Source organism: Kitasatospora sp. NPDC001664, assembly GCF_053596675.1.
The window spans coordinates 193,461-216,008 of the sequence record NZ_JBSFGS010000007.1 but is presented as its reverse complement, the minus strand read 5'-3'; the positions used below and the strand labels follow the sequence as shown (position 1 = coordinate 216,008).

The following is a 22,548-nucleotide window of genomic DNA, read 5'->3' as shown; positions in this document are numbered from 1 at the left end:
GACCGCTTCGACGGCACCACCTGGACCTCCTCCATGTCCCCCCACTACGACCTCGGCTACACCGAGAACCGCGCCTACCTCGCCACCAAGGACGGACCGGCCGTGTGCGGACGGGCCGGCGACCCCAGTTCCCAGTTCCTGGTCTGCAACGTCCTCAAGCCCACCGGCTGGGCCAGCGCCTACTCCCCGCCCAACGACTGGGGCTACAGCAACGACCGCTCCTGGATCGCCAATTCGGACGGCAGCGTCTCCTACTGCCGCCGCGTCGGCACCGGCGACCAAGTCCTCTGCGACCGCTTCGACGGCACCACCTGGACCTCCTCCATGTCCCCCCACTACGACCTCGGCTACACCGAGAACCGCGCCTACCTCGCCACCAAGGACGGCCCGGCAGTCTGCGGACGCGCGGGCGACCAGAACTCCCAGTTCCTGGTCTGCAACGTCCTCAAGCCCACCGGCTGGGCCAGCGCCTACTCCCCGCCCAACGACTGGGGCTACAGCAACGACCGCTCCTGGGTCAGCAACTCCGACGGCAGCGTCTCCTACTGCCGCCGCGTCGGCACCGGAGACCAAGTCCTCTGCGACCGCTTCGACGGCACCACCTGGGCCTCCTCCATGTCCCCCCACTACGACCTGGGTTACCACGAGAACCGGTCGTACCTGCGGACCAAGGACGGACCCGCGCTGTGCGGGCGGGCCGGCGACCAGAACTCCCAGTTCCTCGTCTGCAACGTCCTCAAGCCCACCGGCTGGGTGACCGCGTACTCCCCGCCCAACGACTGGGGCTACAGCAACGACCGCTCCTGGATCGCCAACGCGGACGGCAGCGTCACCTACTGCCGCCGCGTCGGCGGCGGTGACCAGGTCCTCTGCGACCGCTTCGACGGCACCACCTGGACCTCCTCCATGTCCCCCCACTACGACCTCGGCTATCCCGACACCTTCGCCTAGCCGACCCCGCGTCAGGTCCTGGCGCGCCGGACGGCCAGCTTCGGACGCTCACGTCCTCGGTTGGCCGCCCGGCCGCCTCCTGGGCCGTCACACCAGCTCAGGCCGCCTTGCCTTGGGCGATCAACCAGTGGCTTACTGCCAGGGAAACCGCACTTCTGCCTCGCATCTGCAAGCCGTTCAGCGCATTCTCATGGGTACCGGCGGCTTCATCGGGGTACCACCCCGATCGGACCGGCGCGCGCCGGCCGGAAGGAGCCCCCCGTGAGCCAAGCCGCCGCCGTCCGTCTGCGTGGACTCCTCGACGCCCCCGGTGAACTGACGGTGGCCCAGCTGCGCGACCTCCCGGTCCACCGGGTGGAGGCCACTTTCGACTGCCTCGGCAGCGGCAAGCAGCGCCACGGCTTCGAAGGCCACCGCCTCTGGGACGTCATCCGCACCGCCGAGCCCCGGGTCGACCTGGTCGGCCGCAAGCAGCGCCTGCGCCTCCTCCTCACCGTCACCGGCGCCGACGGCCACCTCGCCGCCCTCTCCTGGGCCGAGATCGACCCCGACTTCGGCGGCCAGCAGATCCTCCTCGCCACCAGCATCGACGGCACCCCCTGGACGGCCCCGGCCCTCAACTGGTCGTCCCCGCCGACCGCTGCGGCGCCCGCTACGTCAGCGGCATCACCGACGTCTGGCTCGTCCCGGTCCCCGATCCGGCCGTCTGCCTGTGAGCCGAACTCCGCTCCCGCCCCGACCCGTCGGGCATCCACCGACCGCTACAGGCCGACCGTGAAGATCACGTGGCTCCCCGCGTCCGCCGCCTGCCGGAAGAAGACGACCAGGTCGGCGAAGTTCGCCCAGGTGTAGGCGAAGTCCTCGTGGCCGAAGTTCGGCCCGTAGTCCTCGGCGTCGATGCGCTCGTAGCCCGCCCTCAGCTCCTCGCGGCCCACCTCGGCCACGGCATCGGCGACGTCGCGGACCTGATCCGGGGTGAGCAGGCTGACGACGTAGTCGTCCCCCTCGTTGAGCTGGAGCCCGCCCAGGACCACGGCGTTCAACGGATAGGTGCCGTTGTCGCCGCCGAGCTGACCGTCGGTCAGGCTGCGATGGATGGCGTCCCACGCCTTGTCGGTGTCGCAGTAGGCGACGCCGATGCCCTCCTCCTCGATCTCCTCGACGAGGGCGCAGACGACATCGGCGGCGGACGCCAGCAGGCGTTCGGCGGTCTCGGCATCAATGGCGAAGTGCACTCCCAGGCTCACGGCGCACACCGTACCGGGACCGTAGGACAGTTCGACGGACTGCCCGCGCTCGACCCTGCAGCATCCGGCCCCGGCCGGACCGAGAGATCAGGCGAGGCAGAACTCGTTGCCCTCGATGTCCTGCATCGTGATGCACGACTCGTTGATCCCATCGGCGCGCTGCGTCAGCACGTGCTTCGCGCCGAGCGCCGTCAGCCGTGCGCACTCGGCCTCGAGCGCGGCCAGGCGCTCGTCACCGACCAGCCCGACGCCGGCCCGCACATCGAGGTGCACCCGGTTCTTGACGACCTTGCCCTCGGGGACCCGCTGGAAGAGCAGGCGCGGAGCCACACCCGCGGGATCGGAGCACGGGAAGTAGACCGTGTCCTCGGGCGGCAGCGAGCGGAAGCACTCCTCCCACGTGGCGAAGCCCTCCGGGACCGGCGGCATGACGTACCCCAGCACCTCGCACCAGAACGCGGCGAGGTTCACGGGCTCCGCGCAGTCGAAGGTCACTTGGAACTGCTTGATCGTTGACATGGGCGCACAGTAACAGGGGCTCTGCCCATCTCCGCAGGTCAGAGCGTCCGCAGCGGTCAGGAGGAGGCCTGACCCCCGGCCGTGTCGTGCGGCTCGTACCCTGGGCGGGTGACGATCATGTGGGGTGAGCCGCGGAGGCTCGGGGTGGCGGGCGGGGCGGCGCGGCTGGGGTTCGGGGTGGATGAGCGGCGGGGCCGGCCCGGGTTGAGGGTGCTGGAGCTGGACGGGGAGCCGGCGTTCGAGTTGAGCCACTGGTGCGGGACGTGCCCGTTCCTGTTCCGGCGGCTGGAGGGGGCGAACGAGACCCTGTCGGCGGACGACGTGCAGGAGTTGCTCGGTGGCGGCCTGGACGGTGTGGACGAGCGGGTGGTCGCGGCGTTCGGCGCGCTGCTGCCCGAGGGTGAGTACCTGCCGGTGCTGCTGCGGGTCGAACCGCAGCTGGTCAACCCCGGCAAGGAGGGCGACTACTTCAGCGGTGAGCAGGTGGCCACGTGGGGGATGGACCAGTTCTGGGGGCTGCCGCAGTATCCGCACACCCCGTACTACCGGACCTTCGAGACCGGGGTCGACGCCTCCGCCCACCTCTACGAGTTCGTCGTGCCGATGGTCCCGCCGCGGTGGAACACCCGTGCCCGCGTCGAGGAGTACGCCCGGTTGATGGCGGACGGTACCGTCCCCACCGCCGTCGCGGTGTCGACCCTCGACGTGTGCGAACCGGCGAGCGGCGAGCCCGAGGACCACTACCGGCACTGGGGACTGACCCACTTCCTGCTCGACGGCCACCACAAGCTGGAGGCCGCCGCCAGCACGGGCCACCCGGTCCGGCTGCTCTCGTTCCTCGCGCTCGACCAGGGCCTCGCCACCCCCGAGGAACACGCCCGCCTCCCCGGACTGCGCTCCCGCACCCGCTCGGCGCGGCAGACCATCGCCTGACCACACCGCCGCTCCGCTGTCGGTCGAGCGTGGCGGCGTGCGGCTCATGATCGAGAACTTCAAGGGCCTCGGCGACGTCGACTGGCCGTCGCTGGGTCACGCCTACGGCACCGCCGAGGAAGTGCCGCTGTGGCTGGAGCAGTTGGCCTCACGGCGGCGAGCGTTCCGTTCCTCTTCGCGCTCGCCGACGACCCGTCAGGCCGGTCCTCGTCCGTGCCGCTGCGCCTGGCTGACTCGAAGGCTGAGCTCATGGCTTCGGGCATCGTCTCCAGTACACCGAGTGTCGGCGGACTGGTACGAGCGCGCCTCTCCGGCGACGGAAGGGTCTACAGGTCCAGCCTCTCGTCAACATGACGGGCCCTCACCCGGGTCGCCTGACTCGCCTGATTCTCCGCGATGGCCTTGGCCGCCTCGGCTACTTCCCGGAAGGTGACGACCGCCTCGCCGTTCTCCCTCGCCCACGCAGTGAGCATCCTGATGGGCTCCTCGAGGGTCCGCCCGAGATCGGTCAGGCCGTACTCGACGCGCGGCGGCGCCTCGGCGTACGCGTGCCGCTCGACGAGCCCGTTGGCTTGGAGCCTACGCAACGTCTGGGTCAGCACCTTGCGCGAAATGCCACCGCTCAGCTCGACCAGCTCGCCGTGGCGCAACGGGCCCTCGGTCAGCGCGAAGAGCGTGACCATGGACCACTTGCTGGCGATGATCTCCATGGCCAGGAGAGCGGGACAGTCGGCGAGGAAGGCGATTCCAGGTCGCAGGCTCATGCCCCGAAGGTTACCTGGAGGTACCTATTAGCCGCCTATCGTCGTCGAGGTGCGCACGCCCCCTTACTCGCATCTCGCACGATTGAGGTCTCAGCCATGTTCGTCTCCCTTGCCGTCGTCTCCGTGGTCATGTCGGCGCTTCTCCTGGTATCGGCCGGAGCCAAGTCCCTGCGGACGCGACACATCACCGAGCAGATGTCCACCCTCGGAGTGCCGCAGAGCATGATGGCTTTCCTGATCGGCGCTCAGATCGCGGGCGCGACCGGTGTGATCGCCGGACTCCGGTGGGGACCCGTCGGAATCGCCGCAGCGATCGGCCTGACGCTCTATTTCGCGGGGGCGGTCGCCTCCCACCTCCGCGTCGGCGACCGCAAGGGCGCGCCTCCGGCGATGGTCCTCACCATGGCCTCCGTCGCCCTGATCGTGCTGCGCGCGGCCACCCTCTGACAACGGACAGCCGGCTCTGAGACCGACCTTGATCGTGCTGGGCGAGGTTGGTCTCGGACGAGGACGGCCCTCGACCCCGGACGCGATCGGCGTCACTCCACGGCGGCTGGGCAGTGGTCGAGGAGCTCGGTGAAGGCCTCGGCCACCGCGTCGGCCGGGAACGTGCGCAGCAGGGTGGAGCGGTCGGCCGAGGTGAGGGCGTAGTGCTCGGCGTCGTGGGAGAGGTCGTCCCAGTCCTCCCAGCGGTGGGCGCGCAGGAGGTAGTGGCCGCAGCGGGTGCAGCGGATCCACGGGGCCAGCAGCAGCCCGGGAAGGCCGGGGCCGCCCGGGAGGAGTTCGGCGCCGTCGGTCTCGGCGTCGAGGAGGCGGACGGGGGCCGACGCTCCGTCACCGAGGCAGCGGAGCAGGCCGGGTGCGAGGAGCTCGCGAACGCCCCACCGCTCGGTGAGGACAGCGATCCGGGCCCGGTCGGCCTCCCCGACGGGTATCTGGAAGGCGAGCAGGCCCTCCACCAGCAGCCGGAGCCCGGCCTCCTGCTCGCCGCTCTCCCAGCAGTCCTCGACCTCCGCCGCGGCCGCCTCCGGGAGGAGATCGGCGATCCGGTACCACTGGGCCCTGTCCACGTTCATGACCTGGACTCTAACCTCCGGACCGGCCTCCTCCGCCCGACGGCCCGTCAGTCCCGGCGGTGCGGGGACGGGCGGGCTGCGCAGACGGCGGCCACCACCGCGAGGCCCACGCAGGCGGCGAGGACGGTGACGATCGGGAGGGGAGGGAGGAGGAGACGGACGGGGCGGCCGAGGTCCGCCGCCAGGCCGGAGCGGACGCCGAGCAGGGCGCCGAGGGCGACGGCGAGGCCGAGGGCGGCTCCGGTGGCGGCGACGAGTGCGGACTCGGCCGCGACCACCCGCCGCACCTGCCCGGCCGTGGCGCCGGAGAGCCGCAGGACGGCGAAGTCGCGGCGCCGGCCGGAGACCGACAGCACCAGGGTGTTCACGATCGCCAGCCCGGTGTATCCGACCGACACCGCGATCAGGATCAGCACGAAGACCCGGACCAGCTCGTCGTCACGGGCCGAGGCGTCGGACCGGTAGTCGGCTCCCGGGACGGCCGTCGCGCCCAGCCCGGCCAGCACGGGCCGCACCGCCTCCGGTATCAGGCCGTCGACGTACGCCAACTCCGTGAGGGCGTCAGGGTCGTGGGCCCGGAGGGTGGCCCGGGGAAGGACCAGTCCGGGGGTGTCGAGCGGCTCGACCACGGCGACCACGCGCTGCGGCACGGTCCGGCCGTCGGCGAAGGTGACCGCCACGGTGTCGCCGACCCGGGCCGGCACGCCGTCAGGGGTGGTCGGCCCGGCCGCGACCGCCGTGCCCGGCGTACCGAAGGCGGCGAGCGAACCGGCCAGCACGGTGGGGCGGAAGGCGGCCGGGGAGACCGCCGTGACCCAGCCCGCGGCGCCGTCCAGCCGGACGCCGGCCGTGGTGGAGGCCGTCGTCCGGTCGGCGGGAAGGGCGTCGAGGACGGCGTCGGAGAGGCCGGGGGTGCCGTCGGGGCGGATGACCGTCCGGTGCTCGACGGCGGCCGTGCCGCGGCTGCGGTAGGCCTCCGCCATGGTCGCGCTCTGACCGAGGATCAGCACCGCGAAGCCGGCGGTCACGATCACCGGGGCAGCCGTGGAGGCGGTCCGCCCGACGGCACCGAGCGCGCCGTCCCGGACCAACATCCCGGTCGCTCCCCCGCGCCGTCCGCTCCGCCCGAACGGCCATGTGGCCAGCCGGACGACAGGTGGCACCACGGCGGGGGCGAGCACCGTCGCGGCGGTGAGCAGGGCCATCGCGGCCAGCAGGGAGGTGGTGGCCAGCGACTGGCCCTCCGCCCCGACCAGCGCCACCACCAACCCGCCGCCGAGCAGCGCGAACAGTCCGCCGACGATCCGCCGCCCCCGGCCCATCGGCCGCCGGTCGTCCGCCGCCTCGCGCAGGGCCTCCAGCGGCGCCGCCGTCCCCGCCCTCCGCGCGGCCGACCAGGCTCCGGCGGCCGCCACCGGCAGGCCCGCCGCCCAGGCGGCCAGCGGGGGCCAGGCCGCGATCACGGTGGTGAAGCCGGACGGTTCGAAGCCCGCACCGACGAGGAGTCGGCCGAACACCGGCGCGAGCGCCGTACCCACCGCCGCGCCGACCGCCCCGGCGACCGCCGCCACGCCCAGGGCCTCGCCCAGGACGGCGCGCCGGAGCTGACGGGGCGTCGCACCGACCGCCCGCAGCAGGCCGAACTCCCGGCGCCGCAGCCCGGCCGAGAAGGCGAAGGTGGACGCGGTCACGAAGACCGAGGAGAAGGCCGCCAGCGTGACCGTGGCCGAGAGCACCTGGGCCCCGATCTCGCGGACGGCGGTCCGGCCGGGCTCCTCCAGCGCGGTCCGCCGTTCGCCGACGAGGACCTCCCCGGCCTCGCCGACCGCCGCGCCGACCGCTACGGCAGACTCCGGAGCGGCGTGGATCCCCAGCAGCCGTACGCCACTCGCGAGCCGGGCGGCCTCCGCATCGGCCACGTACAGACCGGTGCCGTCCACCGTGCCGGTGACGGTCCGTCGGGTCGGGCCGGCGGCCGTCAGAACGGTCACGGTCGCACCGGCGGGGACTCCGAGCGAGCCGCCGAGCACCACGTCCGTCGGCTCGGCCGGAGGCCGTCCGCTCCGCAGGGGGAAGGGCGCGAGGGCCGCCGCCGACCAGGCGTTGCCCTGCCGCTCGCCGCGCTCGGCGCGACCCACGGGCCTTCCGTCCCAGAGGAGTTGGGCGTGGAAGGGACGGTCTGCCACCACGGCGGTGACCCCCGGCAGGGCGGCGATCCGCCCGGTCAGCTCCCGGACGGTCTCGGCCGACCACGGCGCCTCGCCCGCGCGCACGTACAGCGGGGCCCCGGCCAGCCGGTCGGGGACCCGGGGGCGGGCGGAGAGCTGCACCAGCAGGGCGGCGGTGATCAGGGAGACGCTGAGCGACAGGGCCAGGAAGGTGGCGGCGAAGGCGGGCCAGCGGTGGCGCAGGGCGGAGAGTGACAGCACGTCAGGCCCCCGGCGCGGCGGTCGGCGCGGCCTGGGCCGCGAGGGTGGTCCGGGTGGCGATCGCGCCCGCGTCGAGGCCGTGGGCGATGTCGGCCACCCGCCCGTCGGCGAGGAAGACCACCCGGTCGGCGACGGCGGCGGCGACCGGGTCGTGGGTGACCATCACCACCGTACGGCCGTGCCGGTCGACGGCCCCGCGCAGCAGGGCGAGCACCTCGCGCGAGGAGGCGGTGTCCAGGGCACCGGTCGGCTCGTCGGCGAAGATCACCTCGGGGCCGGTGACCAACGCCCTGGCGATGGCGACGCGTTGCTGCTGTCCGCCGGAGAGCTGGCCGGGCCGGTGCCCGGCGCGGTCGGCGAGCCCGACCTCGGCGAGCGCGGCGCGCACGGCCGTGCGGTCCGGCTTCCGGCCGGCCAGGCGCAGCGGGAGGGCGACGTTCTGTTCGGCGGTGAGCGAGGAGACCAGGTTGAAGGACTGGAAGACGAAGCCGATCCGCTCGCGGCGCAGCAGGGTCAGCTGGTGCTCGCCGAGCGGGCCGAGGTCGGTGCCCGCCACCGTCACCGTGCCCGCGGTCGGGCGTTCCAGGCCGGCCGCGCAGTGCAGCAGGGTCGACTTGCCCGAGCCGGAGGGGCCCATCACCGCCGTGAAGCTGCCGGCCGGGAAGCCGAGGCTCACCCCGTCCAGGGCCGTGACCGCGTTCTCGCCCGTTCCGTGCACCCGGTGGACGGCGCGCAGGCTCACTGCCTGCGTTCCGTCCACCGGCGCCGCCTGGGCCCGTTCTGTCCGATGGATCGTCATGGGCCCCAGCCAACCGGCCCGAACGGCACCTTTCACGGGCCCGGGCTGGAGTCACGGGGGTAGAGCCAGCACTACTGTGGCCGCCGGAGGGGCTCGCTAGAGTCGGCCGGGTGACCGTACGGACCGCCTGGCAGGCCATCACCCGCAATCCGGTGCACTTCCTGGCCTCCTCCTGGCCCTGGCGGTCACTCGGGTACCTGGTGTCGGGGGTGCTCACCGGTGCGGCGACGGGGGCGGTGCTGCTGGGCCTGCTGGCGGGCGGGGCGCTGCTGACGATCTTCCTGGTCGGCTTCGCGCTGCTGTTCGCGGCGGGCCTGTCCGGGGTGGCGGTGGCCCGGCTGGAGCGGTGGCGGCTGCGGCTGGTCGACCTCGATCCGGCGCCCGACCCCCACCGGGCACCGGACCGGCCGGGTGTGCGCGGCTGGCTGCACACCCGGCTGCGCGAGCAGCAGACCTGGCGCGAGCTCGGGTACGTGGCGGTGTCGGTGCTGGCCTTGTGGTGGTTGGACCTCGGGGTGCTGGTGGCCTCCTTCGCCCTGCCGGTGATGGCCGGGATCGAGATCGTGGTCGACCCCTTCATCCCCTGGTACGGCACCGCGTTCCTGGTGCTGGCGATCCCGGTGCTGCTGCCGGTGGCGGCCTTCCCGGTCACCGTCTGGGCGGGTGCGCGGGCGGCCTTCGCCCGCTCCGTCCTCTCCCCCAGGGAGGCCGAACTCGGTGCCCGCATAGGCGAGTTGTCCAGGTCGCGAGCCCGGCTGGTGGATGCCTTCGAGGTGGAGCGGCGCCGCATCGAGCGCGATCTCCACGACGGCGCCCAGCAGCGGCTGGTGGCGCTCACCATCGCCCTCGGGATGGCCCGGCTGGACCTGCCGGCGGGCTCGCCCGCCGCACTGGGAGTGGCCGAGGCACATGAGCAGGCCCGGCTGGCGCTGGCCGAGCTGCGGGAGCTGATCCGCGGCGTGCACCCGCAGGTGCTGACCGACCGGGGCCTGGCCGCCGCCACCACCGAGGTGGCCAGCCGCTCGCCGGTGCCGGTCTCGGTGGACGTCGCCCTGCCCGGCCGGATGCCCGCGTCGGTCGAGGCGACCGCGTACTTCGTGGTGGCGGAGGCGCTGGCGAACGTGGCCCGGCACAGCGGCGCCACCCGGGCCGAGGTGCGGGGGCGGCTGCTCGGCGAGCTGCTGGTGGTGGAGGTGCGCGACGACGGCGCCGGCGGGGCGGACCCGGCGGCCGGGACCGGCCTGGCAGGGCTGGCCGACCGGGCGGCCGCGGCGGACGGCACACTGTCGGTGTCGAGCCCGACCGGCGGGCCGACCGTGATCACCGTGGAGATCCCTTGTCCGAGCGCGTAGACGAGCAGGTGGGCTCACGGGCGGGGGTGCGGACAGGCGTGCGGGTGGTGCTGGCCGAGGACGCCGCGCTGCTGCGCGGCGGGCTGGTCGGCATGCTGGAGCGGTTCGGGCACACCGTGGTGGCCGCCGTCGGTGACGCCCCGTCACTGCTCGCGGCGGTCGCCGAGCACGACCCGGACATCGTGGTGACCGATGTCCGGATGCCGCCCGGTTTCACCGACGAGGGGCTGCGGGCCGCCGTCGCCCTGCGCGGCGAGCGGCCCTCGCTGGCGGTCCTGGTGCTGAGCCAGTACGTCGGCCAGACCTTCGCCGCCGAGCTGCTCGACTCCGGGCGCGGCGCCGGGGTCGGCTACCTGCTGAAGGACCGGGTCGGCGAGGTGGAGGAGTTCGTCGACGCGGTCGAACGGGTCGCGGCCGGGGGCACCGTGATCGACCCCGAGGTGGTGCGGCAGCTCCTCGGCCACCAGCGCGCACCGCTGCAACGGTTGACCTCCCGGGAGCGGGAGGTGCTGGCACTGATGGCCGAAGGCCGCTCCAACGCCGCCATCGCCGCCCGGCTGGTGGTCGGCGAGGCGGCGGTCGCCAAGCACATCGGCAACATCCTGGCCAAGCTCGACCTGCCCCCGGCCGACACCGACCACCGCCGGGTGCTCGCCGTCCTCGCCTACCTCCGCGGCTGACGCCGTGCCAGCCAGACCCGACCGGCCGGTGACCGTCAGCGCGGGTCGGGCCCGGACGGGCGCTCCCGGTCAGGCCAGACCGTGATGTGGTCCTCCTCCAGGACCAGCCGCACCCGGTGCGCCAGGCCGAGCGATTCGGTGAATTCGCGCGGGAGTTGGAGGCGGCCGACCCGGTCGAGGACGGCGTACTCCTGACCGGCCGGCGGGGTGCCCGGAGCGGTGCCCGCCTCCTCGGCGTGCCGGAGCACCTCGGTGGAGATCCGCCCGTCGCGGATGCGGATCGTGCGGCGGACCTGGTCGGCCACCAGGGCGTCGTGGGTGACGATCAGGACGGTGGTGCCGAGCTCGGTGTTGGCCGCGCGCAGGGCGCCGAAGACCTCCTCGGAGGTGGCGCTGTCGAGCTCGCCGGTGGGCTCGTCGGCGAGCAGCAGCTGCGGGCGGTTGGCCAGGGCGACGGCGATCGCGACCCGCTGCTGCTCGCCGCCCGACATCGTGCCCGGCGTGCGCCCGGCCAGTCCGGCGATGCCCATCAGGTCGAGCAGTTCCATGGCCCGGGTGGCCCGTTGACGGCGCGGCAGGCCCGCGTAGGCCATCGGGAGCTGGACGTTCTCACGGGCCGTCAGGTACGGCAGCAGGTTGCTGGCGGTCTGCTGCCGCACCACCCCGACGGTGCGGCGCCGGTAGACCGTACGGCCCCGGCGCCCGAGTCCGGACAGGTCGGTGCCCGCGACCCGGACGGTGCCCGCGCTCGGGGTGTCCCGGCCGGCCAGGATGCCGAGCAGGGTGGACTTGCCGGAGCCCGACGCCCCGACCAGGGCGAGGAGTTCGCCCTCCTGGACGGTGAGGTCGAGGCCCTGGAGGGCTTGTACCTCGGTGCTCCGGCGCCCGGCCGTGCCGGTGCGGTAGATCCGCACCAGGCTCTCGCAGGTCACCATCGGCGCGGCGGACCGCCCCGCGCCCGCGCCGGGCGTGGTGCGGTGCTCCGGCAGTTCGGCAGCTCGGACGGTCACAGGGCCTCCCCCAGTCGCAGCACGGCCCCGAGGCCGCGTCGGCGGACGATCGCCGCCTCCAGAGCGGCGGCGCCGAGGAGCAGCGCCGCCAGTGCGGTGCCCAGCACCGCCGTGGTCGTCCAGTCGACCTGGACGGCCGGTTCGAACGGTCCGCCGGTCAGGGCCCGCATCTCCAGGCCCGGGCCGAGTGCGGCGGGGAGCACCGCCCCGAGCGCGGTGCCGCCGATCGCCGAGGCGGCGAACAGCGGGAGCAGCTGCAGCAGTTGGAGCGCGGTCACGCTCGCACCGCCGAGCCCCAGCGTGCGCAGGTAGGAGGTGGTGCGGGCACGCTCGGCCGAGCTGAGCACCAACTCCAGGGCGACCGCACCGAGGGCCAGCAGCAGCGCGGTGCCGGTGGTGAGCCGGAAGGCCAGGCGGAGCGAGCGGGCCAGCCCGTCCCCGCGCAGCACCGCCAACTCCTCCTCGTACGAGCGGAGTTCCACCGCCGGGCCGACCACACCGCCCGGCGCCAGCGCCCCGGCTGCGGCGGTGCCGACGGCGGAGCGGTCGACCGGCGGCCCTCCGTCGGCGGGGTGGAGCAGCAGGGCGGACGGGTGGCCGCCGGTGGCGGGGAGCTGCCGCTGCGCCGCCGGATCGGTGAAGACCAGCAGGGCGGCGGGCGCCCGTTCGCTGCCCAGCACCGGCCCGAGGGCCGGGTCGCGCAGGGCCGCTGCGGGCAGCGCCCCGACCACCCGCACCCGGAAGTTGGTGGTCCCGAAGGCCGCCACCTCCAGGACCTCGTCGGGGAACGAGCGGGCCAGCGCGGGGTCGGCCAGCGCCGTCAACACCCGCTCTGCTGCACCGGATCCACCGTCGGAGGCGGTGCCGCCATCGAACGGGTTGTCCTCACGGGCGGCCGTGAGGGCGGCGGCCAGCGGCGAGGAGGGCACGGCGGCGCGCAGGGCGTCGGCGTCCAGGGCGACCAGTTCGGCCGACGGGACGGTGGCACCGCTCTCCTGGGCGGTCAGCTCGCCACTGGCGCCGGTGACCAGCACCTGCCGGCCCACCGTCCGCACCTGCGACAGGTCCTCGGGCAGCCGGGCCCGCGGGCCGACCAGGGCGGTCGGCGCTCCGCCGGTGCGCCAGTCGGCGCTCTGGGCACGGCTGTCCTCCAGGGAGCGCGCGACCATGCCGCCGAAGACTCCACTGCCCATCGCCAGGACCAGCACCAGCAGGGCGAGGGCGGCGGCCCCGCTCTGCGCCCCGGCCCTCGCCAGGGCCACCAGCGGCACCACACCGGAGGACCGGCGGGCCCAGCGGGTGGCGCCCAGCAGCAGCGCCGGCAGGACCCGGATCAGCGTCACCACCAACACCAGCGCCAACACCACCGGCACCAGTGCCAGTTGGAGGTCGATGCCCTCGCCGCTGAAGGCCCCCCGGCCGCGCAGGGAGACCAGCCCGCCCACGGCGGCCAGCACGACCAGTGCCTCCAGGACGAGCCTGCGCGAGCGCGGCAGCGGCCTGGCCCCGACGCCTCCCCCGGCCGTGGCGAGCAGGACGGCGGCCGGAGCGCACCAGACCAGCAGCGCGGCCACCAGCACCGGGCCCGCCGGGCCGAGTGCGGCGCCCGGCGGCGCGAGGGCCCGCCCGAGCCCCCAGCCCACGGCCACCCCGAGGCCGACCGGCACCGCGGCCTCCACCAGCAGGCGGCCCGCGATCCCCGACAGCCGTGCACCGCGCGCCAGTTGGAGCGCGAAGGCACCCGCCCTGCGCCGCGCACCCAGCCGCGCGGCCGCCACGGCGGTGGCCACCACCACGGCGAGCGCACCGACCAGGGCGAAGCCCTGGAGCTGCTCGGTACGAGCCCGTTGGGCGGCGAAGGCCTCCAGTTCGGGGGTGAGGCGGTCGATCAGGTCGGGCCGGGCGATCCGGTGGTCGGAGAGGTAGCAGAACCCTGCGGTCGCGTCCCGGCACAGCCGTTCGGTCTCGACGGCGCGCAGCGCGGTCAGCGCCCTGGCCTGCCCGGCGAGCACGGCCGGGGTGGCGGCCCGGCCGGAGCGGTCGACGGTCACCGTGAGGTCCCAGGCCAGTTCGAGCGGCACCTCACCCCGGGCCTCGGCCTGCTCGATGCCTCCGGAGGTGGTCAGCAGCTGGCCGTTGAGCTGGTTGCCGACGCGGGAGGCCACCACCGCCGGGGTGACCAGCAGCGGGTACTGCTGCCAGAGGCGGGCGGCGCCCCGGTCGGTGCGGAACACCCCGACCAGGACCACCGGGGTGCTCCACCGCTCGCCCTTGAGTTCGAACCGCTGACCGACCGTCAGGCCGAGGCCCTTCAGGCCCCCTTCGGAGACGGCGACCTCGATCGGGGCCCGGTCGGCCCGCAGGCGTTCCTGCGGGTCGGCGACCACCGGATCGGCGGGCGGCTGCGCGGGGGCCCGACCCCGGACGTACTCCACCGGGCCGTCGGGGCCGGGTTGGGCGTAGGCGAGGCCGAGCAGCGGCGGCAGGCCGTTGACCTGCGGGACGCCGGGCCCCTCCGCCGCCGCGGACGGCGTGGCCGCCCGTCCCGGGGTGGGGCCCAGCGAGTCGGCGAGCGGCGGCCGGGCCACCCCGCGCAGGCCCGCGCCCAGTTGGTCCAGGGACTTGTCGAGGCTGCCCCGGCCCACCGAGGCCGGAAGCAGGATGGGGTAGTCGTGCACCGGTTCGCTGGAGGCACGGGCGGCGAGCAGCGGTCCGGCTTGCTGGGCGCGGCCCAGTCGCTCCGCGAGCGTGTCGGCCGCCAACCGGTCGAACCGCGGCGGCCAGCTCAGCGGCAGCGCGGTGAGCAGGACGGCCAGCAGCGCCAGCACCGCGGCGACCGGCCAGCCGATCCGCGCCTCGCGCAGGACCAGACGAAGCGTCAGCATCCTTCTCTCCTCGTGCCGTACACCCTGGCCGCCGTACCGATCCCGTCCGTCCCCGCCACCGCGCCGCTCGCGGTGGCCCCCTCCATGGCCCGGCTCATCCGTCCTCCCCCGCCCGGAGCACCCGGACCAGGTCCACCCGCGCCAGCAGCCGGGTGAGCACCAGCACCGCCACCGTGAGCAGCACCCCACTGCCGAGCGCCGTGAGCACGGCACCGGGCCGGCCGGGCGCGGCCAACAGCGCCGGATAGAGCGGTCGAGCCGCGTCGTCCAGCGCGATCAGCGGCAGCAGTGCGGTGAGCAGCAGGCCCAGCAGGCCGCCGAGCAGCACGGGCAGGGCGGTCACCGCCACCTGTTCGGCGCGCAGCAGCCCGACCAGGTCGCCGCTGCGCACCCCGAGGGCGCGCAGCACGGCGAACTCCCGTCGCCTGGCCCGGGCCGCGCCCACCGTGTGCAGGGTGAGCGCCGTCACCGCGAACAGCGGCGCGGTCGCCAGCACCAGCAGCCAGGCTCCGCGCAGACCGGTCCGGAAGGCGTCGTCCCGCAGGCCCTCGGCCACCGTGCGCGTGCTCTCCACCCGGCCGAGCTCGCCGCGCGCCCCGGCAGCGGCCCGGGTCGCCACCGGGTCCGAGGTCCGCAGCCACCAGCGGCTGTCGCCGGGTGGTTCCAGTCCGACGGCCGCGCGGGCGGCGGCCAGGGAGCGCAGGTCGAGCAGCAGGTGGCCCCGGGTGCGCTCGTCGCCGGGAAGGGCGTCGACCAGCCCGGTGATCCTGACCTGCTGGGTGACCGACGACTGCTGCTCCCAGCCGAGCCGGACGGTGTCGCCGACCGCCGCCCCCAGCGCGGCGAGCAGCGCCCGGTCCGCCACCGCGGGCAGCACGGACGGCGCGGGTGTGGTGGCGCCGGTCCCGGGCAACGCCACGAACACCGCGTCCAGGGTGGCGGGGTCGGCCCGGTCGGAGGGCTCCTGGGAGCGCAGCACCGCACGGAGCAGCTCGCCACCCTGGCCGCCGCCTTGCCAACTGCAGGCGGTGGCCCACGCGTCCTCCGGGAAGCCGACGGAGTACTTGCTGACGCTCCCCTCCGCGGCCGGGCAGCCGATCGCGGCCGGCTCGGCGAAGGCCGTGCCGGAGCGGTACCAGCGGTGGCCGTCCGGGAGCGCGAGCCCGGCACTGCCCCCGGAGCCGACCGCGTCGATCCGGGGCAGTCGCAGGTCCAGGGTGGTCCGCTGCGTCAGGCCGGCCGGGAAGTGGACGCCGAGCCGGCTCACCGTCAGGGGGTGGGCCCTACGGTCGGTGTCGCCCAGCGGGAAGGCGAGGACGTGCGAGCGGCCGTCGGCGGGCAGCGGGGCGGCCAGACGCTCCGTCAGGCCGTGGGCGTCCTGGACCCAGAGGTACAGCTCGGCCCCCGCGAGCGGGCGGTCCGCGGCGGCCTGCGCGGTCACCTCCAGCGCGGTGGGGCGGCCCGGCACCGGCAGTCCTGCGGTCGGCACGGCCGTCAGCGGGGCGAGCAGCTCGGCCGCCGGCCGGTCCGCCTGGTCGGCGCGGAGCAGCGGCAGTCCGTGGGCGCTCGCGGCTGCGGTGTCGACGGCGACGGTCTGCACGACCGTGCCGCCCACGAAGGCCCGGGACTCGGCGACCGGGGTCAGGCCGGTGACGCCGGGGACCGCGGCGAGCGCCGCCTGACGCTGCGCCGCCGGGCCGGAGACCCCGGTCAGGCGCAGGTCGGCACCGACCGCGAAGGCGGCCCGGTCCCGGTCCCCGGCGGACAGTCCGCCCAGCACCCCGGCCGCCAGGCTGCCGCAGGCCACCGCGAGCACGGTGGCCAGCACCGGCACGGCCTGACGGCCGCTCTCCCGGCTCAACTGCCAGGCGCCGAGCGGCAGTACCAGGCCCCTGCTGCGGCGGGCGGTCCGCTCCAGCAGCCGCCCGGCGAGCGGGAACAGACGCAGCGTCAGCACCGCCCCGGCCACCGCCGTCGCCATGGGCGCGAGGACCAGCACCGGGTCGACCGCCGCGCCGAAGCCGGCCACCGCCCGGCGGGCCACCAGCCCGTCGTAGTGGCGCAGTTGGAGCAGGCCCAGCACCGCGACCACCACCAGCGCCAGGTCCACCCCGGCCCGCTGCGGGCCCAGGCGGCGCGATCCGCCCCGTCGGGCGGCCCACCAGCGGGCGGGGCCGGCCAGCTGGGCGGCCAGGGGCAGCAGCAGGGCCGCGCCGTGCACCAGCAGCGCGAACCCGGCTGCCCACCAGGCCGTCCGGGCGTCGGCGGCCGCGAGGTCCGACAGCGCGGCGGCGTGCGCACCCGAGGCGCGCAGCACCGCGGAGAGCAGCGGACCGGCCAGCAGCAGCCCGCCGGCCGCCGCCGGGACGGCGGCCAGCGCCCACTCGCCGGCCGAGGCGAGCAGCAGCCGGGCCGCCCCCGCGCCCCGGGAGTGGCGCAGGGCGCGCTCGGCGGCGAGCGAGTCCGCGAGCCGACGGGCCGTCAGGACCAGTACCAGGCAGGCCAGTGCGGCCAGCAGGACGAGCGGGACGGCCGCCTCGGCCCGGGACTTGAGGGCCGGGAGGGCCTGACGGTCGACGGCGGCGGGGAGGTCGCTGTGCGCCCGGGTCTCCGCCAGTACCGGGGTGCCACCGCGGTAGACCGAGCGCGCGGTGCTCGATCCGGCGAACACGGCCACCCGGTCCCGCAGTTCGAGCAGGTCGGGCAGGCTCAGGCCCGCGGTGTCCGGCCGGGCCAGCCAGACGGCCAGGGTGCGGTCGGCGAAGGCGGGCAGGGTGGTGAGCTGGGCGGGGTCGGTGAGCAGCAGGTCCGGGGCCTCGCGGTCGGCGCCGCCGAGGTGGGCCCAGAGCGCGGCCGCCTCCGGATCGGGCCGGTAGACGCCGGTGACGGTGAGGAGCAGTGGGCCACCGGTGACCGGGTCGACGACGGTCGCCGTGCCCCCCGTGTCCAGTCCGAGCCGGTCGGCCGCGCTCTCCGGCAGGGCCACCCGCAGCCCGGGTCCGCTGCCGGCCGCCGGCCAGGTCCCGCTGCGCAGGCCGGCGTGGCGCCCGGGGTCGGGGAGGGCGACCGGGAGGGCGGCGAGGGTGGTCTCGGTGGCCTGTCGCCGTCCGGCGGGCGGGAGTTGGAGGTCTACGGCGCTGACGGCCCGCACCGCGGTCTCGGTACGGAACGGCGCACCGCCCATCGCCCGGGCCAGTGCGGCGCGCACGGTCCGGTCACCCGCCGGCAGGCCCTGCGCGCTCCAGCGCGCGTCCACCTCCACCGAGAGGTCGGCGTCGCGGGCGAGCCGCTCGCGCACCCCCACCGTGGCCGCCGCCCCGGCCAGCCCGGTCACCGAGGCCAGCACGGCCACCGCCACCAGGATGCTCACGGCCGCCGAGGCCAGCACCAGACCGTGCTGTGCGACGCGGCGCCCGACCCCCGTCAGTGCCATTCCACTCCCCTCACGTGCGGAGTGTTCCCCCGCCACGGAGGTGACGTTCTATCACAGCGATCACCCAGTGGTCTGTACCAATCCGACCTGTGGGCCGGACTTCCCGATCCCTGCCCGAACGGGCACCCCGACACCGTCCGCCCGGGCAGCCGGGACGTGGGCGTGCATTGCGTTAGCCGCCCATCCATTGCAATGACTTCACGTCACCCACCTGCCCATATGCCGACTTTGGGTGAATCCATCGTTGCCAACTCCGGAAAGGCAACGTAGCGTTTCCCATATCGGAAACAGCGAGAAGGGGGCGGGCCATGAAGGCGTTCGTGCGGTACGTACTGTTCGGCGGCGGGGCCGGCGTCCTCTCCGGGATCGCCGTGGCCGCCCTCGCGGACCACCTCCCCTGGGCCCTGGCCAACGCCCTGGTCGCCGTGGTCTCCACCGCCCTGACCACCGAGCTCCACGCCCGCTTCACCTTCGGCCCGGGCACCGGAGCCCGGGCGACGGGCCGTCAGCACGCCCAGGCCGCCGCCTCCGCGACGGCCGCCTACGCCGCGACCTGCGCGGCGATGCTCCTGCTCCACCTGGCGGTGGACTCCCCCGGCCCCCTCGTCGAGCAGGCCGTCTACCTCGGCGCCTCCGCACTGGCCGGCCTCGCCCGCTTCGCCGTCCTGCGCGTCCTGGTCTTCACCCGCACCGACCCGCACACGGCCGCAGCCACGCCTGCTGGGCCCGCGCCGATCCCCCGTCAGCCGCCGTCCGGCGCGGCGAGGATCACCCGCACGGCCTCGGACACCGAGGCCACCGTGGCGTCCGGCACGACGCCTGCGGGCCGCTGCTCCGAGGCCCTGCGGCCGGGCAGCCAGACGGTCCTCAACCCCACGGCCCGGCCGCCCGCGATGTCGGCCGACAGGCGGTCGCCGACCATCCAGCCGCCACGGTCGAGCTCGGCCCCGCACCGTTCGGCGGCGATCCGGAAGATCCCGGCCCCCGGCTTGCGGACTCCGACCTCCTCCGAGACGCACCAGGCATCGACCGACTCCGCGAGCCCGGTCGCCCTGATCTTGGCCAGCTGAACGTCCTGCCGGCCGTTGGTGACGATCGCGGTCCGCCAACCGGCCTCCCGCACGGCGGCCAGGGCCGCCAGTGCCTCGGGCGGGCAGGTGATCAACTCCGGCATCCGCGCCCGGTAGGCGCCCCAGAGCTCCTCGACCGACGCCCGGAGGCCGAACCGCTCCCGGGCGTTCGCGAAGAAGCCGCCCATCGGGCCGCCGTGCCGCGTGTCCTCCGCCATCAGCCACTCCAGCGCCCCGTCACCCAGGCGCCGGGAGTCCGTGAACTCCCGGGCCCAGGCGGCGAAGGCGGCGTCGCGGTCGAGGAGCGTTCCGTCGAGGTCGAAGAGTGCCAGTCGCTGCATCCCGCGAACGTAGCCACCGACTCCGGGCCGGTGCCAGTCAGTTACCGCTGGGCCGCCAGACCCGGAGGTGGTCGGCGTTCAGGACGATGGGGGTCGGGCCGTCGGGGGCGGGGTGCCAACTCCCGGCGTCGATCGAGAGGTTGAGGATCAGGTAGGCGGACCAGTCGTCCGGTACACCGGTCTGGTCGGAGAAGACCAGGCGGCCGTTGACGTACCAGTCGTTGTTGCGGGTGCCGTAGTGCACGCCGATGGTGATCCAGGCGCCCGGGTACACCGTCTCGGGGTCGGTGTAGTAGGAGGAGGCCGGGCGGATGCGGTTGCTCAGCTCCAGCAGGTTGGGGTTGTCGGGGTGGTACTCGAAGGAGTCGATCTCGCTGCCGCCGTCCTTCCAGGTCCACAGCGCGGGCCAGGCACCCTCGCCGGACGGCAGCTGTAGCTTGACCTCGGCGTAGTCACCGGGGCGGACCTGGAAGCCCTGCTGGGTCGACTCGGTGGTCAGCAGACCGGTGTTCCAGGCGAGTTCGCCGTTCTCCAGACGCTCGGTGCCCGGGCTGCCGGTGAACGAGGAGCGGCCGCCGGCGGTGGTCGTCGCTGCGGGTTCGATCCAGTCCAGCTTGTCGTCGTCCGGGTTGTGGTTGCCGTAGCGGTAGGCGCTGGTGGTGCTGTCGTTCCAGGTGCCGCCGATGTCCAGCGGGCCGTTGAAGGTCTGGTCGAAGACCAGCTCGCCCACCACGGGCGGAGTGGGCGGCGTCGGCAGCTGGCGGACCGTCAGGTTCTGGCTGCGCAGGTTGTGGTACTCCGTGCCGATCCGGTACCAGCCGAACTCGGTGTACGTCCCGGCCGGGAAGGAGCGCTCGCCGGTGGTCAGGGTGTACCCCTGCGGGCAGACGGTGACGGCGCTCGCCGTCCCGGGGAAGTCGAGGTTGGCGTCGTCCTGGTCCCGGACGCCGACGCCCAGTTCGTCCACCGTCGTGCAGGCGTCCGCGGTGACGGTGAGGGTCGCGGCCACCGGTCGGCCGTCGACCGCCTGGTCGGGCGCGAGGGAGCGCTGGCGGACCTCGGGCGCGGCCACCACCAACGGGCGGTTGTCCAGGTCGAAGTAGCGCGAGCCGATCCGGTAGAAGCCGAACTGCCGGTACCTCCCCGCGTCGAAGGTACGGGTGCCGGTGGTGAGGGTGTACCCGTCCGGGCAGATCTCGATCCGGCCGGTGGAGCCGGGGAAGTCCAGGTTGTTCTGCGCCGAGTCCCGTACCCCGACGCCGAGTTCGTCCACCGTCAGGCAGCTCGTGGAACGGACGGTGAGGGTGGCCGCGACGGGTGCGCCCGGGACGGCGCGCTGCGGGGTCAGGCTCTGCTGCCGCACGGGAGGAGCGGCGGCGGCCCCGGTGGCCGGGAGCAGTGGCAGCAGCAGGAGCATGGCCGCCATGGCGGCGCGGCGGGGCAGGGACAACGGGGCTCCGTTCGAAGGGTGTCGGGCGCGGGACGAGGGCTCAGCCGACGTCGATCGAGAACGCGCGGCTGTGGGTGCGGCCGGGCCGGTCGGGGTCGTCCACCGTGATCAGGCCGCCCTCCAGCCGCTCGCCGTCCCGCACGTCCTCGGCCAGCCGGACGGGGATCAGCACCGTCGCGGTCCGCAGCAGCGGCAGCCCCTTGCGGAAGGAGCAGCTCAGCTCGGCCTGCTTCAGGTGGCAGTTGCGGGGGAAGTACGTACCGGTGGCCAGCGCCCGCAGCGGCACCCGCACGTGTGTCGTGAAGTCCGAACCCACCGCTCCCGGACCGTCGTTGGTGATCAGGGCGCGCACCGTGGAGACACCGTGCGCGCGCACCGGGTCCACCGAGACGTGCACCACCCGCAGCCCCTCCCGACGCTCCTCCGCCTGCGGTGCCCCGGCCTCCGCCACCGCCGTCCCGGTGGCCGCCGCACACACCACGACCGCCACTGCGGCCCGCCACCACCACGCCCGCATCCACCGCTCCCCGCTCGACCGCGGACGCCCTGCGGAACGTCCGTCCACAGAGTTATCCGGTGCCCGCGCCCGCCCGCCCCCGCACCACACCGCACCGGCACCGGGCCCCACCCGGTCGGCCCAACCGATCGCTGCCGCCGGAAACCCGTCTCACCTGGACCGCGGGTCGGACGGCGAGCTCAGCCGCGGTATCCGGTGCCGGGCTGACGCTGCTCGAAGTCAGGGCAGTGGAAGGTCTCCTGGACGAACCCGCTCCGCTCGGCCCAGACGGCGAACAGGCCCCGCTTGCCGACGACGGCCCGGTAGGCGTCCTTGCGGTCGCGGAAGCAGGCCATCGCACCGATGAAGCCGGAACCCGCCGGGTGGTAGTCGGAGAAGGCACAGGAGATGCAGGCCAGCAGCCGGGTGCCGTCAGGCAGCCCGCGCTGGAGGTCCAGCAGGGCATCCTCCATGTACTCCTGGGGAGCGGTCGTCTCCACGACCCCGGCCGGAAGGTGCAGCGCCAACGTCACGCTGACCAGGTCGACGGCACGGGTGAGTGCCGGATCTCCGAGGACCAGCCGCACGTCCAACGGGGCGCTCACCGGTCCGGTGTCGGGCAGGGAGACCTCGACCGGCATGCTCCACTCGATGGTGCAGGAGCACAGATCGCCGTGGTCCAGGGCAGGAGGTTCGTCGGTCTCGGCAGGCGCTCCCACCAGCTCGAGACCGTCAAGTGACGTCCCCTCGAAGCGGTTGCCCCGAAGAACCATCGTGAACGTCCTGCCGCTGTTGACCAGAGTCGTGCGGAACTGTCCCCACCGATCGGTCACGACCGCGGGGTAGTGCTGCGGACTCGCGTACCCAAACGCATCGCTCATGGGCGCCAGTATCACCCGGCGGTGATCGCCGACCAACCCTCGGCGTACCACTGCCCACCCGGCACAGCCTGGCCCTTACCACCGCGCCGTCAACCCCCGTGCGTCTGCCCCGCGCAGGACAGTGGCCAGGCCGTCGGCCACTACTTCCGGTTAGGGTTCCGGAGTGGTGGAGAGAGTGAGTGACGCGGCCCTGTGGGAACGTGAGAGCCTGGCCGCGCGCGTGGTGAGTTGA

The 22,548-nt window shown here is 74.6% G+C and carries 19 protein-coding genes; 6 read left to right on the top strand and 13 right to left on the bottom strand.

Annotation, left to right across the window (positions count from 1 at the left end):
* Window positions 1–951: hypothetical protein (locus tag ACWCYY_RS12775; protein WP_449796011.1), on the top strand; the 951-nt coding region annotated here is incomplete at its 5' end.
* A 261-nt stretch (window positions 952–1,212) separates the two neighbouring features.
* Entirely contained in the window at window positions 1,213–1,803 is a 591-nt protein-coding gene (locus ACWCYY_RS12770; RefSeq protein WP_449796010.1) for a hypothetical protein, read from the top strand.
* On the opposite strand, the gene ACWCYY_RS12765 is transcribed toward ACWCYY_RS12770, so the two are convergent.
* Entirely contained in the window at window positions 1,713–2,198 is a 486-nt protein-coding gene (locus tag ACWCYY_RS12765) for a YfbM family protein (protein ID WP_449796009.1), read from the bottom strand. The genes ACWCYY_RS12770 and ACWCYY_RS12765 overlap by 91 nt on opposite strands.
* A gap of 87 nt (window positions 2,199–2,285) precedes the next feature.
* Window positions 2,286–2,717, bottom strand: a complete 432-nt coding sequence (locus ACWCYY_RS12760; protein ID WP_380149666.1) for a VOC family protein — start codon at window positions 2,715–2,717, stop codon at window positions 2,286–2,288.
* A gap of 108 nt (window positions 2,718–2,825) precedes the next feature.
* Between ACWCYY_RS12760 and ACWCYY_RS12755 the strand changes: the two genes are divergently transcribed.
* A complete protein-coding gene (locus ACWCYY_RS12755) occupies window positions 2,826–3,650 on the top strand; it encodes a hypothetical protein (RefSeq protein WP_380149665.1) in 825 nt (274 codons plus the stop codon).
* Window positions 3,651–3,976: 326 nt separating this feature from the next.
* On the opposite strand, the gene ACWCYY_RS12750 is transcribed toward ACWCYY_RS12755, so the two are convergent.
* Window positions 3,977–4,414, bottom strand: coding sequence for a winged helix-turn-helix transcriptional regulator (locus ACWCYY_RS12750; RefSeq protein ID WP_449796008.1), 438 nt, complete (start codon window positions 4,412–4,414; stop codon window positions 3,977–3,979).
* Window positions 4,415–4,510: 96 nt separating this feature from the next.
* Here ACWCYY_RS12750 and ACWCYY_RS12745 point away from each other — a divergent pair, with 96 nt between their 5' ends.
* Entirely contained in the window at window positions 4,511–4,861 is a 351-nt protein-coding gene (locus ACWCYY_RS12745; RefSeq protein WP_380149664.1) for a DoxX family protein, read from the top strand.
* Window positions 4,862–4,953: 92 nt separating this feature from the next.
* Here the strand turns inward: ACWCYY_RS12745 and ACWCYY_RS12740 are convergent, their stop codons facing one another.
* From ACWCYY_RS12740 to ACWCYY_RS12730, 3 genes are read right to left on the bottom strand one after another with little or no spacing between them, the layout of a single operon-like run.
* Window positions 4,954–5,490, bottom strand: coding sequence for a hypothetical protein (locus ACWCYY_RS12740; RefSeq protein WP_345280105.1), 537 nt, complete (start codon window positions 5,488–5,490; stop codon window positions 4,954–4,956).
* A gap of 47 nt (window positions 5,491–5,537) precedes the next feature.
* Window positions 5,538–7,919, bottom strand: a complete 2,382-nt coding sequence (locus tag ACWCYY_RS12735) for an FtsX-like permease family protein (protein WP_449796007.1) — start codon at window positions 7,917–7,919, stop codon at window positions 5,538–5,540.
* 1 nt (window position 7,920) lies between these two features.
* Entirely contained in the window at window positions 7,921–8,718 is a 798-nt protein-coding gene (locus ACWCYY_RS12730) for an ABC transporter ATP-binding protein (protein ID WP_345280101.1), read from the bottom strand.
* A gap of 110 nt (window positions 8,719–8,828) precedes the next feature.
* Between ACWCYY_RS12730 and ACWCYY_RS12725 the strand changes: the two genes are divergently transcribed.
* Window positions 8,829–10,070 carry a sensor histidine kinase gene (locus tag ACWCYY_RS12725; RefSeq protein WP_449796006.1) on the top strand — a complete coding sequence of 414 codons (1,242 nt, stop codon included), beginning with the start codon at window positions 8,829–8,831 and terminating at the stop codon, window positions 10,068–10,070.
* A gap of 47 nt (window positions 10,071–10,117) precedes the next feature.
* Complete coding sequence (locus tag ACWCYY_RS12720; protein ID WP_449796067.1) at window positions 10,118–10,750, top strand: LuxR C-terminal-related transcriptional regulator; 633 nt, start codon at window positions 10,118–10,120, stop codon at window positions 10,748–10,750.
* Window positions 10,751–10,785: 35 nt separating this feature from the next.
* Here the strand turns inward: ACWCYY_RS12720 and ACWCYY_RS12715 are convergent, their stop codons facing one another.
* The 7 genes from ACWCYY_RS12715 to ACWCYY_RS12685 form a co-directional block, all read right to left on the bottom strand.
* The gene (locus ACWCYY_RS12715) at window positions 10,786–11,685 is read right to left on the bottom strand and encodes an ABC transporter ATP-binding protein (RefSeq protein WP_345280117.1); all 900 of its coding nucleotides are present in this window, start codon (window positions 11,683–11,685) and stop codon (window positions 10,786–10,788) included.
* A gap of 71 nt (window positions 11,686–11,756) precedes the next feature.
* Window positions 11,757–14,645, bottom strand: coding sequence for a hypothetical protein (locus ACWCYY_RS12710; RefSeq protein ID WP_449796005.1), 2,889 nt, complete (start codon window positions 14,643–14,645; stop codon window positions 11,757–11,759).
* Window positions 14,646–14,739: 94 nt separating this feature from the next.
* On the bottom strand, window positions 14,740–18,078 hold the full coding sequence (locus ACWCYY_RS12705; RefSeq protein WP_449796004.1) for an FtsX-like permease family protein: 3,339 nt from the start codon (window positions 18,076–18,078) through the stop codon (window positions 14,740–14,742).
* Window positions 18,079–18,820: 742 nt separating this feature from the next.
* Window positions 18,821–19,489 carry an HAD family hydrolase gene (locus ACWCYY_RS12700; protein WP_449796003.1) on the bottom strand — a complete coding sequence of 223 codons (669 nt, stop codon included), beginning with the start codon at window positions 19,487–19,489 and terminating at the stop codon, window positions 18,821–18,823.
* A 37-nt stretch (window positions 19,490–19,526) separates the two neighbouring features.
* Window positions 19,527–20,939, bottom strand: a complete 1,413-nt coding sequence (locus ACWCYY_RS12695) for a glycoside hydrolase family 16 protein (protein WP_449796002.1) — start codon at window positions 20,937–20,939, stop codon at window positions 19,527–19,529.
* Between the two features lie 40 nt (window positions 20,940–20,979).
* On the bottom strand, window positions 20,980–21,456 hold the full coding sequence (locus tag ACWCYY_RS12690; protein ID WP_449796001.1) for a hypothetical protein: 477 nt from the start codon (window positions 21,454–21,456) through the stop codon (window positions 20,980–20,982).
* A gap of 179 nt (window positions 21,457–21,635) precedes the next feature.
* On the bottom strand, window positions 21,636–22,316 hold the full coding sequence (locus ACWCYY_RS12685; RefSeq protein ID WP_449796000.1) for a DUF6304 family protein: 681 nt from the start codon (window positions 22,314–22,316) through the stop codon (window positions 21,636–21,638).
* Between the last annotated feature and the right edge of the window lie 232 nt (window positions 22,317–22,548).

What these genes read in the sequence shown, in the direction of transcription:
- ACWCYY_RS12760 (WP_380149666.1), bottom strand. Translation starts at nt 2,717, where the DNA reads ATGTCAACGATCAAGCAGTTCCAAGTGACCTTCGACTGCGCGGAGCCC.
- ACWCYY_RS12750 (WP_449796008.1), bottom strand. Translation starts at nt 4,414, where the DNA reads ATGAGCCTGCGACCTGGAATCGCCTTCCTCGCCGACTGTCCCGCTCTC.
- ACWCYY_RS12745 (WP_380149664.1), top strand. Translation starts at nt 4,511, where the DNA reads ATGTTCGTCTCCCTTGCCGTCGTCTCCGTGGTCATGTCGGCGCTTCTC.
- ACWCYY_RS12740 (WP_345280105.1), bottom strand. Translation starts at nt 5,490, where the DNA reads ATGAACGTGGACAGGGCCCAGTGGTACCGGATCGCCGATCTCCTCCCG.
- ACWCYY_RS12730 (WP_345280101.1), bottom strand. Translation starts at nt 8,718, where the DNA reads ATGACGATCCATCGGACAGAACGGGCCCAGGCGGCGCCGGTGGACGGA.
- ACWCYY_RS12715 (WP_345280117.1), bottom strand. Translation starts at nt 11,685, where the DNA reads ATGGTGACCTGCGAGAGCCTGGTGCGGATCTACCGCACCGGCACGGCC.
- ACWCYY_RS12710 (WP_449796005.1), bottom strand. Translation starts at nt 14,645, where the DNA reads ATGCTGACGCTTCGTCTGGTCCTGCGCGAGGCGCGGATCGGCTGGCCG.
- ACWCYY_RS12705 (WP_449796004.1), bottom strand. Translation starts at nt 18,078, where the DNA reads ATGGCACTGACGGGGGTCGGGCGCCGCGTCGCACAGCACGGTCTGGTG.
- ACWCYY_RS12700 (WP_449796003.1), bottom strand. Translation starts at nt 19,489, where the DNA reads ATGCAGCGACTGGCACTCTTCGACCTCGACGGAACGCTCCTCGACCGC.
- ACWCYY_RS12690 (WP_449796001.1), bottom strand. Translation starts at nt 21,456, where the DNA reads ATGCGGGCGTGGTGGTGGCGGGCCGCAGTGGCGGTCGTGGTGTGTGCG.
- ACWCYY_RS12685 (WP_449796000.1), bottom strand. Translation starts at nt 22,316, where the DNA reads ATGAGCGATGCGTTTGGGTACGCGAGTCCGCAGCACTACCCCGCGGTC.